Origin of the sequence: Paenibacillus sp. JZ16 (assembly GCF_015326965.1) — a bacterium.
Classification (GTDB): Bacteria; Bacillota; Bacilli; order Paenibacillales; family Paenibacillaceae; genus Paenibacillus_AQ.
In genome coordinates this window covers 2026126-2043598 of sequence record NZ_CP017659.1, presented here as the reverse complement: position 1 = coordinate 2043598, position 17473 = coordinate 2026126, and the positions used below count along the sequence as shown (strand labels likewise).

Genomic DNA, 17473 nt, shown 5'->3' with positions numbered 1-17473 from the left:
AAATTCATAAAAAGGGGAGAAAGATGAACATGAAAAAATTAAGCCTTTTACTCGTCGTTGCCATGCTGGTTATGGTCATGTCGGCATGCACATCGAAATCAAACACGCCGGGAGCGGGCCAAACCGAACCCGGGACTACCCAGCCGGATGGGAGCGGTGATCCCGTTACATTGAAGATCGTGTATAAGGATGAAGGAACGGCGAACCCTGTTTCGGTTAAATTCTTCGAGACCTTGGAGAAATCCCTGGCCGAAGACGAAGGATTGAACGTGAAATTCGAACTTGTTGATCTGGCACAGGGCAGTTATGCCGAGAACCTGAATCTGCTGCTGTTAGGCGGAACCATTCCGGATATCATCTACTTCCAGGGCGGCGACCAGCAAATTGCCGAACAAGGCCTGCTGGAGGATCTGACGCCTTACATTGAAAAATCCACTTACATTAAAGATATCATAGAGACGCATAACCAAACGCGGATGGCAAGCTATCCGTATCTGCTGTGGATCAAACCGCTCGCCCCGAAGACCCCGGTCATCCGTGCCGACTGGTTTAATGCCATGGATAGCTCCAAGGCCCTGATGGAGAACCCGACCGTCGACAATTATTATGCCTTCTTCAAGGAACTGGTGGAGAAGAAGCCGGGTGAAGGCAAGCCGAGCTATGCGCTGACGGCAGCAGGCGATATTGCTGAGATTAACTTTATTTTCAATACGGCTTTCGGTTTAGATACGACTTGGCTTAAGAAGGAAGACGGAACGTATGAGTACTCCAAGGTTTCCCAGAAGGAGAAAGAAAAGCTGACGTTCTACAACAAGCTCTACAAGGAAGGGCTGCTGGACCCGCAATTCATTACGAAGCAGTGGGATACGAAGGAAGACGCCTTCTATAAAGGTGAGGCTGCCGTTATTACGGGCACAGCCGGCAAAATCATCGATTTGTATGACGGAAGAATGCAGGAACTCGGCGGAGATGACGCCAATCTGATCGTGCTCCCGCCTGCTAAAGGCGAGGCTCAAGGCTTCGGGGCCACCGATGTTACGAAGGAATCCAGAGGACTTGCGATCTCCTCGCAATCTCCGCATAAAGACGTAGCGTTCAAGGTATTCGATTACCTTGCAAGTCCGAAGGGGCAAATGCTGGACCGCCTCGGTTTCGAAGAGGAGCATTACAAGGTGGTTGACGGCGAAATCGAGCTGAACGAGAAATACTACAGCGAATGGTATGCGCGTTTCTGGGAACCGACCGAGATCCAATCCGAAACGCCTTTGAAAACGCCGCTATTGGGTGAGCCTGGAACCGAATCGTTGAAAATGGCTGGCGAATTCTACACGGAAGACAATAATTTCATCATCCCTGAGCAATTCATTGCGAACTGGGACGCGATGAACAATCTGTACAAGGAATATTCGACGGATTTTATTACAGGCAAGAAGGACTTGTCCCAATTCGACCAATTCGTTGAAGCCTGGAATGCTGCAGGCGGGGCAGAGATAACGAAATACGCCAACGAAAACATCAAGTAAGGAGCCTATAACTATGACTTCATTTCGTGACCGGGTGAGGGGCGTGGTGATATCCACCGCGCTCGGAGACGCAATGGGAGCTCCCATCGAGAAATTGACGTACGGGGAGATCAAGTCCAAGTACGGACGCGTGGAATCCCTCATGACAAGATGGCATAAGATGGATCTGCCCCCCGACGCTCGGCTTGGCCGTGTAAGAGGCGATGGCATTGTCACGGACGATACGCTGATGACCATTGCGCTCATGAACGTGTATCTTACCGAGGGCAGGCATCTGGATGCCTATGATATGGGCAATGAATTCGTGAAGGAGATCGCGTTCCGCAAGACGTTTGTCCCTGAGCTGAATGAGGAAACGTTGATCATTGACCGGTTGTTCTATCCGGAAAAATATATCTTCATGCGCCATGTGCTGGCCAACTGCGATCCGAGAGAAGGCGGCATCGGGAATATGGTGAACTGCGGGGCGGCGATGTACATCGCCCCGATCGGGATCGTCAATGCGGGCAATCCAAAGGCGGCTTATGATGAAGCCATCCTGTTTGCGATGGGTCACCAGAGCAGTTACGGCCTGGAAGCCGCGGGCGTTCTGGCCGCTTGCGTGGCGAAGGCGTTTGAGCCGGGGGTGAGTGTGGACGAAATTGTCCACACTGCCATCAGCCTGGCGAAAGACGGCACGAAAGCCGCCATTGTGGAAATGACGCAAGCTGCCCGCGAAATGCGGCATCAGCGGGATGACATGGACAAAGTGATCGAAGTGTTTCAAGCGATCATGCTTAAATATTCGCCGATGGGCGATGACGTGAGCCGCCACATCGACAAGGTTGGCATCGCGAGCAACCATTATACACCCAGCCGCCTATGGTCAATTGAAGAGCTGCCGATGGCACTGGCGTTTATCGTTCTCAATGACGGTGATTATTATCGTTCGATTCTGGACGGGGTTAACTCCGGACGTGACACCGACTCGATCGGCGTCATGGCCGGGGTGATCCTGGGCGCCATGTATGGCAGCGAGGTTATCCGCAAGGAAGATATTAAGCAGCTGAATAAGGTGAACCGCTTGGACCTGTGCGCTATCGCCGACCGGTTCAGCGGCATAGCCTCGAAGATCATTGAGGAGGATATTCGCATCAATGAGTCTCGGAAGGTCATAGTGAGTCGTTAGCTTTAACAGCGATAAGAACCACAACGGATAGAGAAAATGCTTAAAATAGGAGGGAGAGCAAATGATACCTAAACATTATGTAGAGACGGTATATGCGGGATTCATCGGCATGAACATTGGCATAAGGCTCGGTGCTCCCATCGAACCGGTGGCTTGGACGTATGAACGCATTCGGGACGTCTACGGCGATATACGGGATTACGTGAAGCCGTATACAACCTTTGCCGCCGACGATGACGCCAACGGTCCGGTTTTCTTTATCCGCGCGCTCTATGACGATGCGACAGATCGTGAGCTTGAGCCGGAGGATGTGGGCAAAGCATGGCTTAATTACGCAAGGGAAGGGATCGGCATGTTCTGGTGGGGCGGTGAGGATATCAGCACCGAGCACCGCGCCTATGTGAATCTGCGCAAAGGCATTCCGGCGCCTCGGTCGGGCTCGATCGAGGTCAACGGCACGGAGATGGCGGAGCAGATCGGCGGCCAGATCTTCATCGATTCCTGGGGCCTGCTTTTCCCGGGTCAGGCGGAGAAAGCAGCGGATTACGCGGAAAAAGCGGCCAGCGTCTCCCACGACGGCAACGGGCTGTATGGTGCCCGCTTCATGGCTGCTTGCATCGCCAAAGCCTTTGATGCTTCGTCCATGGATGAGATTATTGCGGAAGGCCTGCGCATGATTCCGGATGATTCCACCTATGCGCGCGTGGTCCACGCCGTCATGGACTTCCACCTGGAGGAGCCCTCGGATTTCCGCGCTTGCCGCCAGTACTTGGAGGACCATTGGGGATACGATAAATATACGGGCGTATGCCATATTATCCCGAATGCGGGTGTGTGCGTGCTTGCCCTTCTGTATGGCGAGGGAGATTATGCGCGCACGGTTGAGATCGCGTCGATGTGCGGCTGGGACACCGATTGCAATGCAGGCAACGTGGGAACGATCCTCGGTGTTTACAGAGGTCTGGCGGGTATTCCCGAACATTACCGCAAGCCGATCAATGACTTCATCGTGGCTTCCAGCGTGTCTGGCTATTTGAATTTGGTGGATTTTCCGACATTCGCCAAAGAGCTTGCACTGCTTGGCTATCGCCTCAACGGAGAGAAAGCACCTGAAGAGCTGGCACGTCGGGTGAGGCAGGGCGAGGTGTATTTCGATTTCGACCTGCCGGGGTCTACGCATGGATTCCGGACGAGCCATGCCTTCAAAACGCCGGTCGTTCGCCATTCGACGAAACATGTTTATGATAGCAGAGGATCGCTGGAAGTGGTTTTTGACAGACTGGTGGAAGGGGACAGCAGCAAGATCTACTATAAACCGTTCTATCGCCGGGCGGAGTTTAACGATGAGAAATATAAGCCGACCTTTGCCCCTCTGGCCTACAGCGGGCAGACCGTATCCGCCCACATTTATGTGGATCAGTGGGAAGGCGAACCAATTACCTTGACTCCGTATGTACGCAATACCTATACGCAGGAGGACGTGCGTATGGCTGCGTTTACTCCCGTGTGCGGAGAGTGGAACGCTGTTCAATTCGTCATTCCGGATACGGAAGGTGCCATGATTGATGAGATCGGCTGGATACTCGAGAGCCCGTCGCCGCTATTGAATCGTGCCATCGGAAGTTTGTTCGTCGGGCAATTCCGCATCACGGGAGCTGCGGATTATACGATCGATTTTGCCAAGCAAGCCAAAGAATTCGCTTCGATCACGCCATTCTCGCATCATCGAGGAACATGGGAGCTGCGTGATGGAACGATGCATTGTACATCACAAGGAGATACCTCGTCCTATTCCGGCAATTACTATGCTGAAGATATGGAGATTGAAGCGACCATCAAACCGATATCCGGCACCAGCCATTGTCTGATTACAAGAGCGCAGGGCGTCATGCGTCATTATCTGGCCGGGTTCGACGGGCCCAATTCCGTATCGTTTATCAAACAGGATTTCGGGATCAAGCGTCTGATTACTGCAAGATACGATTGGGCATTGGGTCAAGAATACCGCCTGAAGCTGGTGTCCGAGAAGGATCGGTTCATCTTGTATATTAATGGAGAGAATGTGCTGGAATGCAAGGAAACCGCTTATGGACATGGCATGTTCGGCTTTGGCTGCTTGGATGACGGCGAGAATGAGATCAAGGATGTTCGTGTTCGTACATCAGAGCCGAAGTCGGTATAAGAGAGAAGGGAGCGGATTATCTTTGCGCAAGCTGGTTGTCATTGGCAGCATTAATATGGATGTTGTGAGTACTGTAGGGCAGTTCCCTCGGCCCGGGGAAACGATTCATAGCAGAGGCACCTCTTTTTTTCCTGGGGGGAAAGGGGCGAATCAGGCGGTGGCGGCATCCTCGGCAGGTGCGGATTGTGCCATGGTCGGCGCGGTTGGTCTTGATCCATTTGGGAAGACCCTGGTTGCTTCTTTGGAGGAACGAGGCGTTGGCGTTACTTCCGTCCTCTCCAAGACAGGCACCTCGGGGATGGCGATCATCACGGTCAACGAGGAAGGCGAGAATTATATTGTGCTGTCGGAAGGAGCCAATGGGCAGTTGACTGAAGAAGACGTAGCGGCAGTGGTGAAATGGGATGGAGTATATGCCGTGCTGCTGCAGAATGAAATTCCGTGGCAGACGACGCAGTACGTTATCCATTCGGCCAACAAGGCAGGCGTTCGCGTCTGGCTGAATCCGGCGCCTGCGCGAGAGGTCCCTCATGACGTGCTGCCGCTGATCGATACATTAATTGTGAACGAGACCGAAGCGGAAGTGGTGAGCGGCCTGAAGGTGGAGGACGCTGCTACAGCGGATGCAGCGGCAGCGTCGATCATCGGCAGAGGCACCTCCAACGTGATTATCACCCTTGGTGAGCAGGGCTGCTTCTATGGGAATGCCAAAGGTGAGCGTTTCACCGTTCCGGCTTTCCGTGTCACACCCGTGGATACCACTGCGGCAGGAGATACCTTCATCGGTGCTTATGCGGCGGCTTGCACGGAGGGACAGGAGACGGAAGAGGCCCTTCAGTTTGCAACTGCAGCGGCTGCACTGACGGTAACCCGGCCAGGCGCACAAGCCTCTATACCGTCCAAGGAAGAGATTATGGCTTTTATAAATAAATAATTCGTTGCAAAAAGCGAGAGGGCGTCTTTGTTGCCTTCTCGCTTTTGTTATATTCCCCTCGCATTTCAAATATGCGCGATAGGCGTACGATGACGACGATCCGCCATTCATTCCGGACCTGATGAGGCTGCAGTGATTGTGAACCATGTCATGTGAGATCTAAATGGAGCTGCCCGACATGTTCTGCCGAACCCTTTCATATATGTAAGAGTGATGATAATGAATCTATGAAATGGGGTATCTTCATGGCAAAACAAAAAAGAGGCAAATCCTTGTGGAACCTACCAACTCGCGCCCGCGGTACATGCCCGGTGTGCAAGAGTACCCGGACTAAACTGTTGTATCCCCGGACCAAATCGGACGGGACTGCCCTGAAAGTGTGCAAGCGCTGTGACGGCGCTTCGCAGGAGCGGGTTGACGCGGCTGTGTAGTTGTCACAACAGCGGCCTTGATTGCACGAACGATGGGATAATCTTGTAAATCTCGCGCATAACTCGAAATACGGTTTCTTAAGCTCCCTTACAGGAACATACCGCAATCAAACCGGCTCAAGTGGCAGCTGTTAGTGTGCATGCTCAGGTTTCTGTCCGGCATGCAGCTCGGGTGGCACCCGCTGCGGCTATAATCCCTGCCTGTCTTGCCGTTCAGGGATTATGTGGAATATAATAGTTTTACCAAAGAGCGTGCATAGACCGTATTCCTCGTGAAGCGGTCTATGCTTTTTTTCACGGATACAGGATTATAGGGTTACGCTCATATTCAAGTTGCGGCTAGCCAATGTAACAACCTATGGAAAATGAATGACAAGCGGGCGGCGAATAACATCAGGTTACTGGAGGTGGATGGATGTTAGAGGAGCGGTTAAAGGAATACATAAGCCGGCATAAGCAATTGATGACGGATTTGGGCAGCGTTCGCGACTTAGGACTGCCGCAATGCTATATTGCTGCGGGCTACATTCGAAATTATGTGTGGGACCTGCTTCATGGGTTAGAAGGGACGGATCGACATACGGATATTGATGTGGTGTATTTCGATCCGGAAGATGTGTCTGAAGCGCGGGATATTCGATTGGAAGAGCTTCTTAGAACAACAACGGCGAACCCGAAATGGTCAGTCAAGAACCAAGCCAGAATGCATGTGAAGAATGGAGATGAGCCTTATAACTCAACCCATGCAGCGTTAACCTATTGGCCGGAGACGGCGACCGCGGTCGGAGCAAGGTTGAACATCGAAGGAGCGCTTGAGCTCTGCTGTCCTTACGGATTGGAGGATTTATTTGCGCTTCGGGTTCGCAGAAGTCCTAACTTCCATAAGCGGAGCTATTATTTGGATCGGGTGGCGAAGAAGCAATGGAAGGATCAGTGGCCGCAGCTAACGATAAGCGATGATTAGATAAGGATACCCTATATCCTAGCAGGAGCTGCGGTGAGCAAGGAAATCGGCTGTCCGTGTTGAAATTATAGGTAGGCCTTATAACGGCCGGAACAAGGGGCTATCGAATGGACATATTCAACCGCGCACGTCAAAAGGAAAGATTGTATCACGAGACTCTGTACGAGGAAGCCGTATTGTTTCAGCCTGGGAGCTGGTTAGCCAAGCCCGTGCAGACGGTCCTCGATCATCTGGAATTATTGTCGTTTCATGAGACGCGGGTATTGGATCTGGCCTGTGGCGTCGGGCGTAACAGTATCCCGGTTGCGCAGCGGATCCAAGCGGCGAACGGGCAGGTCGTCTGCGTAGATCTGCTGCCATCGGCAGTCGAGAAGCTGCGGCAGTATGCGGTACTACATGGCGTAAGCTCCAACCTTGAGGCCATTGTGGCAGACGTAGAGCACTATGACATTGCCGTGGATACTTATCATTACGTCATTGCATGCTCATGCCTGGAGCATATGAGCTCCGAGGATGCCTTCGCATCCAAGATCGAACAGATGCAGGCAGGAACCGTGCACCAGGGCATACACTGCATCATGATGAGCACAGAGGTGAAGGAAATCGATCAGGAAACGGGCCTGGAGGAGGAAGGTTTAATCGAGCTGAATCTGTCCGCGGACAGAGCCTTTTCCATCCTCGATGAGCTGTATTCGGAATGGGAGATCTTAACGAGGCGTCAGGTGCAGCAGGATATTCAAGAAGTGAAGGGTGGGAGAGACGTACTTTTTCGAAGTCAATGGATCACCTTCACTGCAAGAAAAGGAGTGTGTTAACTGTGGTGAAACATACGCATCTCGGCGTTTATGGAGTATTAATTCAGCATGATCATATCCTGTTGATCCAGAAAGCGAGAGGGCCGCACAAGGGGAAGTGGGATTTACCGGGCGGCTCCATTGAGTTCGGAGAAGAGCCGGAGCATACGCTGCAGCGCGAATTTATAGAGGAAACCGGGCTTTCTCCAATAAAGGGCAGTATACGGACGGCTATCTCCTATACGATCGTATACCAGTATGAAGCGAATCAGATAGAAGAGCTGCATCACATCGGTATCATGTATGATGTCGAGCTGCTGAATGATAAAGCCGTAATCAAAACGGACGGAGACGGTCAAGACTCATTAGGAGCTAAATGGATTCCCTTGGATTCATTGGGGTTGTTACCGTTAACACCGTTTGTGGAGATGATGATGGAGCCTGTATTAAAGGGTGAGACTTCAAAAGAAGCAGAGGTTGAAGGATGACGACTTTCTATTTTGTGAGACATGCGGAATCTCCCTTTATCCATGGGAAGGAAAGGTCGCGGGGATTATCCACCGAGGGCTCCCTCGCTGCGGTTCGAGTCAAGGATGTGCTCCTGGGAGAAGGGATTGACGCTATCATATCAAGCCCTTACAAGCGAGCCAAGGATACGGTTCAACCATTGGCGGACGCTTTGGGATTGCCGATTACGGAGCAAGAGGACTTAAGGGAACGGAAGGTCGGGGATTTTCAGGGGCATTCCTTCCTCGATGCCAAGAAGATCCTTTTTCAGGATCCAACTATCTCCTTCCCCGGAGGGGAATCCAGCAAAAGCGCGCAAAGCCGAGCAGTCCAGGTGCTAAAGGAAATCCTGAATAAACATATCGGAAAGTCTGTCGTGATTGGCACCCACGGCGACATTATGACACTCATGCTGCAGCATTATGATCAACGATTCGATTATCATTTCTGGCTAGGTACGACGCTGCCGGATATTTACCGAGCCGAGTTTGAGGAAGGGCGGCTCGTGAATATCGCGCGGTTATGGAACGAGCCATAGGGCTGGAGTACGCTGCATGATATAAAAGGGGGCTGCCCCCTACGACGGTTTGCTCACTTGACGGACGGTTCGTCATACTCGAAAATGTGTCCAATGAAGAATGGCTGTGCTCAGGATGTTATCCTAGCACAGCCATTTTTTGCATTTCGGCTCGTTGCCGCTTCGAAAGCGCGTATACATTATGTAGCGTGTACCTTACTTAAAATTTGAAAATGTTGATCGTTTTTTGCAGCCGGAAAACGGCATTATTCATTGCTTCCGCTTCCTCGGCCATCTTCTGGATCGATGAGATGCCTTCATTCATGGATGCCGACACCTGCTCCGTTCCCGCGGCGGATTGCTGCGTGATTGCCGATATATTCTGAATCGCGGAAGAAATGCTCTTCGCACTTTCGAGCATGGATTCGCTCTCCTTGGAGAAAGCGGCGATCTGTTCCGAAATATACTGCACACTGTTTACAATCTCCATGAACACCAGCTCAGCTTCACGGATCATTTCGGTTTGCTGCCTGACGACCTCTTCATTAATTTTAATGTTCTGGGTGGCATGTTTCACGTCCGATTCGATGCTCCGTACGAGATTGAATACTTCCCGTGTTGATGACGTGGATTCTTCGGCCAATTTACGCACCTCTTGGGCGACAACGGCAAAGCCGGCGCCGTGCTCGCCTGCTCTTGCCGCTTCAATGGATGCGTTCAAGGATAACAAGTTGGTCTGATCGGCAAGTTCCGAGATCGTCTCCGTGATCTGGGTAATTCCTCTGGCACTCCGGGCCAGTGCATCAATGGACTCCGCGACTTTGGCCGTTGCGTCAATATTACGCTGCATTCCTGCGGACTGCTTGGCGACGGAGTCCCTTCCTTGCTCTACCAGTCCCAGCGTTTCGATCGAACGGGTATTCATTTCCTGGGTTGAATGCGTATAGTTGCTGACCTTCTCCTCGATCTCGCCAATGGAATGTGTCATTTCGGCTACGTCTTCCGAAATTTCGTTAGCCCCGACGGCCAGCTCATTGGAAGATAAGGAGACTTGATTCATCACTTGAATGAGCTCCTGGTTTTTAATCGAGATATTGGAGCTTGAGGTCATGACCTGACGCGTAATATCCGAGGTTTCCTGCAGTATTTTACGAAGCTTGTCCACCATGCTGTTGAATGTTCTGCTTAGATCGTTCATGCCCCCAACCTCTTCTACCTGGAAGGTGAAGTCGCCTTTAGCGATTTTGGCAGAAACGCTGGAGATTTCCGCAAAGGAGTTAGTAAGCGTTTTCTCAATAAGACGAGAAAGAGGAAAAGTAAGACCTGTTAGTACCACCACGATGACCACGCCAATGATTGCTTTACCCATTAGAATAAACGCAAGCAGCATTGGAACCGCAAACAAAGTGGCAATGAGAAAACAGGCTGCAGTAATTTTTCGTGAAATAGGGAGTCTGTTGAACCATGCCATAAGAATGAGTCCTCCTCAACAACATAGGATATATTTACCATGATTATAGCATCGACGGGCAAAACTAGATAGAACGAATTGACAAAAAGTGTTGGATTAGGTCGAAAGAACTGAAAATGAGGAAAGAGAGGGGATACGTAGCAAATATGCGAATCCCCACTTGATGCACAGATGTGAAAAGGTTCTATTTTACTGCCCGGAATAAGGCGGAAGCGAGATAATCGGTATTATCCAGAATCATGCGATCATGCTTGAACAGCGTTTCCCAGAGCGCAACATCGAACAGGAGTCCTTTATCGCGCTGTTCAAATGTATCCAGATGACGTGTCTGCTCTTCCTTTAACTGCTCATTGAAGTGATTGTACTCCAGAATTTCTTCCTGTTTAAACCCGCAAGCCAAGAGGGATTCCTCCCATTCTTCTCTCATCATCAGATTAGGTATTCCGAAGAATTCGAGCAGTTCCTGAAGCTTTGCTTCCGGCATGGGCTTATCTAGCAGTAATTCTCTGTCCAGCAGGACGCCTCCGCGATCCAGAACGCGGTAATATTCGGGCAGCGACTTCGAAGTATCCGTAAATACGGTAACAGACTCGGCCATGATCAGATCAAATTGATTGTCCTCGAAAGGCAATGCGCATACATCGGCTTGATGGAACTGCACGTCGATTTCCATCGCTTCGGCTCGTGCTCGTGCTTTTTTGATCATATTTTCGTTCAGATCAATAGCTGTCACTTGATACCCCATCTCCGAAAGATGGCATGCGGTTCTGCCAGTTCCGCACCCCACCTCCAGAATGCGGCTGCCCGGTTGAATGGGATAATTCTTCAGCATTCTGAGGGTTGCCTCGAATCCTCCCGGGTGGGCACTGCCCATGCCTAATTTAGAGAGCATATGAATGTAGTTCATCTCATCTATCCCTTCTTCCCTTGTCATCAACATGAGGGTAATCGTTTATTTACCATATGATTCAGGTACGTTTAGGGTTTTAGCTGAATTAGATATTTTGAGCCCTTTTTTCGGGAGGATCAGAGTCATAATGGAGGAAACGTCATGAGGATGGAACCGGTAGAGGCAGCGGAACGCGTCATTCAACACGATTATCCCGACTGTTTGCTTGCCGTGCTTGGCGGCAGCGCGAGCAGAGGCGAATATAATGAACAATCCGATTTGGACATTATGGTCCTTGAACGAGAGGGTCATGATTTCAGCAGGAGGACGATAGAGGCGCATGGATGGATCGCGGAAATCTTTATATTGTCTTTATCCTCCTATCGCGAATATTTTGACGAGGGAGTGATCGCGGCGAATCCGTCATTTCAGCGGATGATCGCAGAAGGGACGGTGTTGCGCCTTATGCCCGAGGGGGAAGAGGTGCGGACGGAAGCCCAAAGCGATTTGGATTACGGACCTCTGCCCTTGACGATAACCGATATTAACGACTACCGTTATGTGCTAACCGAGTACATGCTGGACTTGAAGAGTCCCCGAAGCGATGGTGAAAAATGGTTTACGGTGCACAAAATAGCCGCGATTCTCTGTGATTTTGTACTTAGGGTGAACCGGGAGTGGACGGGTGAAGGGAAAACGCTGTTCCGCCTGTTTAACCGCTTTGACACAATTTTAGGAGAGCGATTGGAAACAGCGCTCGCGGCGATGTATCGCCAAGATGATCCTTCTGTTCTAATGGCATTTACCGAGGAAATGCTCCGTCCGTACGGAGGGAAACTTCTCATCGGTTATGAGGAATAAAATATCGATGCCAATAGATAAAGAGAGGTACATTAGCCGTGACGCTAGCAAGGCGCGGTAAATACTATAATAGTGTGATTACATCACGGCATACTTTAAATCCAGGAGGGGATCTTCATGAGCGGAGTATATGGCGGCGGTGAATATGGCAATTCAGTAGGAATTATTTTGGTTCTCTTTATCCTGCTCGTAATCATCTTGAGTGCTTGGGTTTAAACCGTCAAGATTCTTGGCAGTAGTGACAGAAAAGCCCGGCGCATGCCGGGCTTTTGTCTGCCTCAATCGAACTCAATTCGATGCGGCTTTAACCGAGGGGCTGTGAGCGGACACCACTGCAGTCATGACCAGATGGCTGCTGTCGGATTGGATCGCATACAAAAACGCCTCTTCAAGAGACCCGAACACCCGGGATAAGGATCCGTCCAACCGGCTGGCGTAATGAACGCTTCCGGCGAACGTACCGGCTGCCTTCGCACGATTTACTTCACCGTAGATGACATCCATGTAGTTGTCCGTACCCATGGGGTAAAGAGCGAATTGGCAGGCAGTCTCCATATCGGCATGTTCTCCGATGTCGTTGTTCAAGCGGGTTGAATCCTCAGTCATATATACATCGGCGTCCGTATCTCCGGGGCAGCCAATGGAATAAGTGCCATTAAAAACAGTGTGCACGCCACTCGCCGCAGCATGGGCGAATATCGCTCTTGTAACATCAAAGACATGCTCTGCACGTCCACGAATACAAGTGCTCACATCGTCTGTCTGAATCCACACCTTTCCCGCATCCACAGATTGCAGAGCGCCCAGGATGACCTCCACAAACCGGTCTGTCATGGGAAATACCGAGAACCGGCATCCGACGATCCGGCTGGTTCCGCAAACAAGCTCATTCATTTTCATTTCCTCCCCATTATATAAGTCCACGCAAAAAAACCGCACCCCATGAAGAAGGTGCAGTTATGCCTACGAAAAGAAATAAACATAAATGCTACACTTCCCCACGCTAGTATGACCTAGATCGGGTGATAAGGGTTAACGGCAGCCCGCCGTCTCTCAGCACATGGCACCCCTAGTACAGCCAACATCTTATGTAGTTGGTTACCGCAAGATTTGCCCCGGAGCTTCATGTTATCGTAGAAGTTCGAGGGTTCTTACCTGTGTAATTGTATCGTTTTGCCATCGGTTTTTCAATCTTTGCCCATTATAAAAAAAACCGCCTGTCCCATTTGCAGGAACTTAGGGAGGCGGCTTTTTTCATCTGTTTGATTAGTTATATACTTTCACGCGATCTTCAAGCGGTGCAAATTCTTTTTCGCCTGGTTCAGCAACCGGCTTACCGAAAGGCATTTGAGCAATCAGCTTCCAGCTTTCCGGGACGTTCCATTCGGCTTTTACTTTTTCGTCGATCAGCGGGTTGTAGTGCTGCAGGGATGCGCCCAGACCTTCTGCTTCAAGGGATGTCCATACTACAAATTGCAGCATGCCGTTGGATTGGTTGGACCAAACCGGGAAATTGTCGGCATAAGCGGCAAAGCTTTGTTGCAGCCCGGCAATGACGTTATTGTCCTCGAAGAACAGTACCGTACCGTAACCAGCGCGGAATGAAGCCATTTTGTCGGCAGTGGATTTGAATGCTTCTTCATCGCCAACAACTTCCTTCAGGATGCCTTCCGTGATGTTCCACAGTTTATCGTGCTGTTCGCCAAGCAATACAACGACGCGTGCACTTTGGGAGTTGAAAGAAGACGGAGTATACTTAACCGCTTCGTTTACGATTTCCTGAATACGCTCGTCCGAGATAACGGATTCTTTGCTAATCCCGTAATAAGAACGGCGATTTTTGAGTGCAGCTGAAAAATCTTTAGACATTGAAAAAAAACCTCCTGGTGTAATCGAATTTGCATACGCCTGATTAGAAGATGTCCCTTACTACAAGCAAATATGCATTTTACGTTATTAGCCATAAAACCAATTATTATTCCACACTAACTTACGTTTAGTTAGAAATAATAATTCTGTTAGGATATTAATATAACTTAGAGGAATTGTCAACGACTTTATATAATTTTTCTTATCCATTTAATAAGAATTGAAACAGTCGTTTTTAGAGAAGTCTCATCATTGCAGAAGCTGCATTAAAGGGGGACTTAACCAAAGTGTGATTCTGTCCTGAGGATAAAAGCTATGTCTCCACCTAACTTCATATTATGAACAATTCATGAACAAAATATACTTGTATGAACAATTTAATTGATTTTGATTCTCAATTATACTTGTCGAGCCAGAATGAGGATGATATAATGCATATCAGAACGCGATTGATAATCAATCTCAATGAGAATAGTGACGAAAATTGCATGATCCCGGGTATTTAGAGACATACGCATAGAAGGAAGAGCCATGAAGATTAGATACTTATTTGCAGCCGTTGTGGTACTCTCGATAATCTCATTATTTATTGGAGTTAAGGATATCTCGCCACTGCAATTGTTCTCGATGACAGAACAACAACAGCATATTATGCTTGTCAGCCGGATTCCTAGGCTTGTCAGTCTCATATTGGCGGGTGTCAGCATGAGCATCTGCGGATTGATCATGCAGCAGCTCAGCCGCAATAAGTTCGTATCGCCCACCACGGCAGGTACGATGGACTCTGCCAGACTGGGGATATTGGTAGCCATGCTTGTCTTCACGACAAGCGGACCGCTTATCAAAATGCTTGTGGCATTTGTATTCGCTCTGGCAGGAACCTTTATCTTCATGAAGATACTGGATCGGATTAAGTTCAAGGATGCGATCTTCATCCCGCTCGTAGGGCTGATGTTCGGTAATATCGTCAGTTCGATCGCCACCTTCTTTGCATACAAATATGATCTTATTCAGAATATGTCCGCATGGCTCCAGGGTGATTTTTCCATGATCATGAAGGGCCAGTATGAAATGCTCTATCTTAGTATCCCGCTTGTGATTCTGGCGTATCTGTTCGCCAACAAGTTTACGGTGGCCGGAATGGGAGAGGAGTTTGCTACCAACCTGGGCCTTCACTACCGGAGAGTTGTGAATCTGGGACTGGTCATCGTGGCGCTGGTTACGGCTTCCGTCGTGCTGACGGTCGGCGTGATTCCGTTTCTTGGTCTGATCATACCTAATATTGTTAGTTTGTACTTAGGAGACCATTTGAAAAAAAGCCTTTCGCATACCGCGCTGCTGGGGGCCGGTTTCGTACTGTTCTGTGACATCCTGGGCCGGATCATTATTTATCCCTATGAAATTCCGATTAGTCTAACCGTGGGCGTACTCGGAAGCGGTATATTCATTTTCTTACTGATGAGGAGAAAGGCTTATGACTTATAAAGCCAAACTCGGCCTGTTGGCCGCAGCGGCAATCATCCTGGTGGCAGTCTTTCTGTTCATTGATCTTGGCGGCAATTGGGATTACGCGCTTCCGAGGAGAATCAAGAAGGTGCTTGCCATTATTCTGACCGGCGGAGCGATTGCTCTGTCTACCACGGTGTTTCAAACGGTCACGAATAACCGGATACTGACGCCTAGCGTTATGGGATTAGATTCCTTATATATACTGATCCAGACCACCGTCATCTTTGTCTTCGGATCCTTCACGCTGTACAAACTGGGCAGCAACGTTAACTTTCTGATCAACGTCGGCGCGATGATCCTGTTTGCCGGAGTCTTATATAAGATTCTGTTCAAAAGGGAAGGGAATAACATTTACTTCCTGCTGCTGATTGGCATGATCTTCGGAACCCTGTTCTCCAGCATGTCTTCCTTTATGGAAGTGCTGATTGACCCGAACGAGTTCCAGTTTGTAGCCGACAAAATGTTTGCCAGCTTTAACAATGTGAAGACCGAGCTTCTGGTCCTTTCCGTCATTGTCGTAGCGCTGACCTTGCTGTACTTTGCCCGATTTGCCAAGTACCTGAACGTGCTGGCACTAGGTCGTGAGCAGGCGATCAACCTCGGCGTGAATTATGATTATGTAGTGAAGCGGCTTCTGATTGTGGTTGCCGTTCTGATCTCGGTGGCTACCGCTTTGGTAGGTCCGATTACATTCCTCGGGCTCCTGGTGGTCAATGTTGCCTACGAAGTGATGAAGACATACAGGCATTCATATTTAATAGCAGCATCCATACTGATTAGCATTATTGCGCTGGTCGGCGGTCAATTGGTTGTAGAGCGGGTGTTCACGTTCTCTACAACGCTCAGCGTCATTATCAACTTCATCGGCGGTGTCTACTTCATATACCTGCTACTAAAGGAGAGTAAAGCATGATCCAGGTTACGAACGTATCGAAAGTCTATGGCGGCAAAAAAGTCGTTGATAACGTGTCCGTTACGATCCCGAAAGGTCAAATCACTTCCTTTATCGGTCCGAACGGTGCCGGCAAGAGTACGTTGCTGTCCATGATTAGCAGATTAACAGGCAAGGACAGCGGACAAATTACGGTGGACGGTAAAGAGGTTAGCCAATGGAAGAGCGGCGATCTGGCGAAGAAGGTTTCGATTCTGAAACAATCCAACCATATCAGCCTCCGTCTGACGGTGCGTGAGCTTGTATCCTTTGGTCGTTTTCCTTACTCTCAGGGTAGATTGAACGCGGAAGACGAGAAATACGTAGATGAGGCTATCTCTTATATGGAGCTTGGGGATATGCAGCATAAATATCTTCATCAGCTCAGCGGCGGCCAGACCCAGCGTGCTTACATAGCGATGGTCATCGCCCAGAATACTGAGTATATCCTGTTGGATGAGCCACTAAACAATCTGGACATGAAACACTCCGTACAGATTATGAAGATTCTCAGAAAGCTTGTCGCTGATCTGAACAAGACGATTGTCATTGTTATTCATGACATCAATTTCGCTTCGTTCTATTCGGATTACATCGTGGCATTGAAGGATGGAGCCATTGAAAGCGAAGGGAAGACCGAGAATATCATTCAGAGCAATGTGCTTCGCGGAATCTATGACATGGACATTGAGATCGAAGAGATTAATGACAATCGGGTGTGCGTATACTACGGCTAAGTGACATGATATGAGAGAGTGGAGGATAAGGATTCTGGAAGATAACAGCACGGAATTCTTATCCAATACAAGGACAGGGCTGCCTTGGATATAGGACGGCATGATTTAATCTGTTCTTATTGAATTACATATTCAACCATAGATTCAAATATATGTTGAATTATAGAAGCTTTTAAATATAAAAAA

Annotated in this window: 18 protein-coding genes and 1 riboswitch; of the genes, 14 read left to right on the top strand and 4 right to left on the bottom strand. The window is 49.4% G+C overall.

Annotation, left to right across the window (positions count from 1 at the left end):
• The first annotated feature begins 29 nt into the window (after window positions 1–29).
• The 9 genes from BJP58_RS09155 to BJP58_RS09115 all read left to right on the top strand — a co-directional run bounded on the left by BJP58_RS09155 (window position 30) and on the right by BJP58_RS09115 (window position 9041).
• Complete coding sequence (locus BJP58_RS09155) at window positions 30–1523, top strand: extracellular solute-binding protein (RefSeq protein ID WP_194543657.1); 1494 nt, start codon at window positions 30–32, stop codon at window positions 1521–1523.
• Between the two features lie 13 nt (window positions 1524–1536).
• Window positions 1537–2691 carry an ADP-ribosylglycohydrolase family protein gene (locus tag BJP58_RS09150; RefSeq protein WP_194543656.1) on the top strand — a complete coding sequence of 385 codons (1155 nt, stop codon included), beginning with the start codon at window positions 1537–1539 and terminating at the stop codon, window positions 2689–2691.
• 61 nt (window positions 2692–2752) lie between these two features.
• On the top strand, window positions 2753–4873 hold the full coding sequence (locus tag BJP58_RS09145) for an ADP-ribosylglycohydrolase family protein (protein WP_194543655.1): 2121 nt from the start codon (window positions 2753–2755) through the stop codon (window positions 4871–4873).
• A 22-nt stretch (window positions 4874–4895) separates the two neighbouring features.
• Window positions 4896–5807 (top strand): ribokinase, encoded by a 912-nt coding sequence (gene rbsK, locus BJP58_RS09140; RefSeq protein WP_194544879.1) that lies wholly within the window; start codon window positions 4896–4898, stop codon window positions 5805–5807.
• Window positions 5808–6052: 245 nt separating this feature from the next.
• Window positions 6053–6238, top strand: a complete 186-nt coding sequence (locus BJP58_RS09135) for a hypothetical protein (protein WP_074961828.1) — start codon at window positions 6053–6055, stop codon at window positions 6236–6238.
• 415 nt (window positions 6239–6653) lie between these two features.
• Complete coding sequence (locus BJP58_RS09130; protein ID WP_194543654.1) at window positions 6654–7202, top strand: nucleotidyltransferase family protein; 549 nt, start codon at window positions 6654–6656, stop codon at window positions 7200–7202.
• A 107-nt stretch (window positions 7203–7309) separates the two neighbouring features.
• A complete protein-coding gene (locus BJP58_RS09125; protein ID WP_194543653.1) occupies window positions 7310–8017 on the top strand; it encodes a class I SAM-dependent methyltransferase in 708 nt (235 codons plus the stop codon).
• 2 nt (window positions 8018–8019) lie between these two features.
• Window positions 8020–8484 (top strand): NUDIX hydrolase, encoded by a 465-nt coding sequence (locus tag BJP58_RS09120; RefSeq protein ID WP_194543652.1) that lies wholly within the window; start codon window positions 8020–8022, stop codon window positions 8482–8484.
• The gene (locus tag BJP58_RS09115; protein ID WP_194543651.1) at window positions 8481–9041 is read left to right on the top strand and encodes a histidine phosphatase family protein; all 561 of its coding nucleotides are present in this window, start codon (window positions 8481–8483) and stop codon (window positions 9039–9041) included. The genes BJP58_RS09120 and BJP58_RS09115 overlap by 4 nt, the downstream gene beginning before the upstream one ends.
• Window positions 9042–9240: 199 nt before the next feature.
• Here the strand turns inward: BJP58_RS09115 and BJP58_RS09110 are convergent, their stop codons facing one another.
• Window positions 9241–10491 (bottom strand): methyl-accepting chemotaxis protein, encoded by a 1251-nt coding sequence (locus BJP58_RS09110; protein WP_194543650.1) that lies wholly within the window; start codon window positions 10489–10491, stop codon window positions 9241–9243.
• 184 nt (window positions 10492–10675) lie between these two features.
• The gene (locus BJP58_RS09105; protein ID WP_233355013.1) at window positions 10676–11383 is read right to left on the bottom strand and encodes a class I SAM-dependent methyltransferase; all 708 of its coding nucleotides are present in this window, start codon (window positions 11381–11383) and stop codon (window positions 10676–10678) included.
• A 159-nt stretch (window positions 11384–11542) separates the two neighbouring features.
• On the opposite strand from BJP58_RS09105, the gene BJP58_RS09100 reads away from it, so the two are divergent.
• A complete protein-coding gene (locus BJP58_RS09100) occupies window positions 11543–12241 on the top strand; it encodes a nucleotidyltransferase domain-containing protein (protein WP_194543648.1) in 699 nt (232 codons plus the stop codon).
• Between the two features lie 117 nt (window positions 12242–12358).
• A complete protein-coding gene (locus BJP58_RS09095; protein WP_194543647.1) occupies window positions 12359–12457 on the top strand; it encodes a YjcZ family sporulation protein in 99 nt (32 codons plus the stop codon).
• A gap of 72 nt (window positions 12458–12529) precedes the next feature.
• On the opposite strand, the gene BJP58_RS09090 is transcribed toward BJP58_RS09095, so the two are convergent.
• Window positions 12530–13135, bottom strand: a complete 606-nt coding sequence (locus BJP58_RS09090; protein ID WP_194543646.1) for a YkoF family thiamine/hydroxymethylpyrimidine-binding protein — start codon at window positions 13133–13135, stop codon at window positions 12530–12532.
• A gap of 84 nt (window positions 13136–13219) precedes the next feature.
• Window positions 13220–13322, bottom strand: a riboswitch (TPP riboswitch).
• Window positions 13323–13507: 185 nt separating this feature from the next.
• Window positions 13508–14110: a nitroreductase family protein gene (locus BJP58_RS09085; RefSeq protein ID WP_194543645.1), complete on the bottom strand. Its 603-nt coding sequence runs from the start codon at window positions 14108–14110 to the stop codon at window positions 13508–13510.
• 531 nt (window positions 14111–14641) lie between these two features.
• On the opposite strand from BJP58_RS09085, the gene BJP58_RS09080 reads away from it, so the two are divergent.
• From BJP58_RS09080 to BJP58_RS09070, 3 genes are read left to right on the top strand one after another with little or no spacing between them, the layout of a single operon-like run.
• Window positions 14642–15595 carry an ABC transporter permease gene (locus BJP58_RS09080; protein ID WP_071219984.1) on the top strand — a complete coding sequence of 318 codons (954 nt, stop codon included), beginning with the start codon at window positions 14642–14644 and terminating at the stop codon, window positions 15593–15595.
• A complete protein-coding gene (locus BJP58_RS09075) occupies window positions 15585–16532 on the top strand; it encodes an iron chelate uptake ABC transporter family permease subunit (protein ID WP_071219986.1) in 948 nt (315 codons plus the stop codon). Before BJP58_RS09080 ends, BJP58_RS09075 begins: the two co-directional genes overlap by 11 nt.
• A complete protein-coding gene (locus BJP58_RS09070) occupies window positions 16529–17287 on the top strand; it encodes an iron ABC transporter ATP-binding protein (protein WP_076325073.1) in 759 nt (252 codons plus the stop codon). Before BJP58_RS09075 ends, BJP58_RS09070 begins: the two co-directional genes overlap by 4 nt.
• The last annotated feature ends 186 nt before the right edge of the window (window positions 17288–17473 follow it).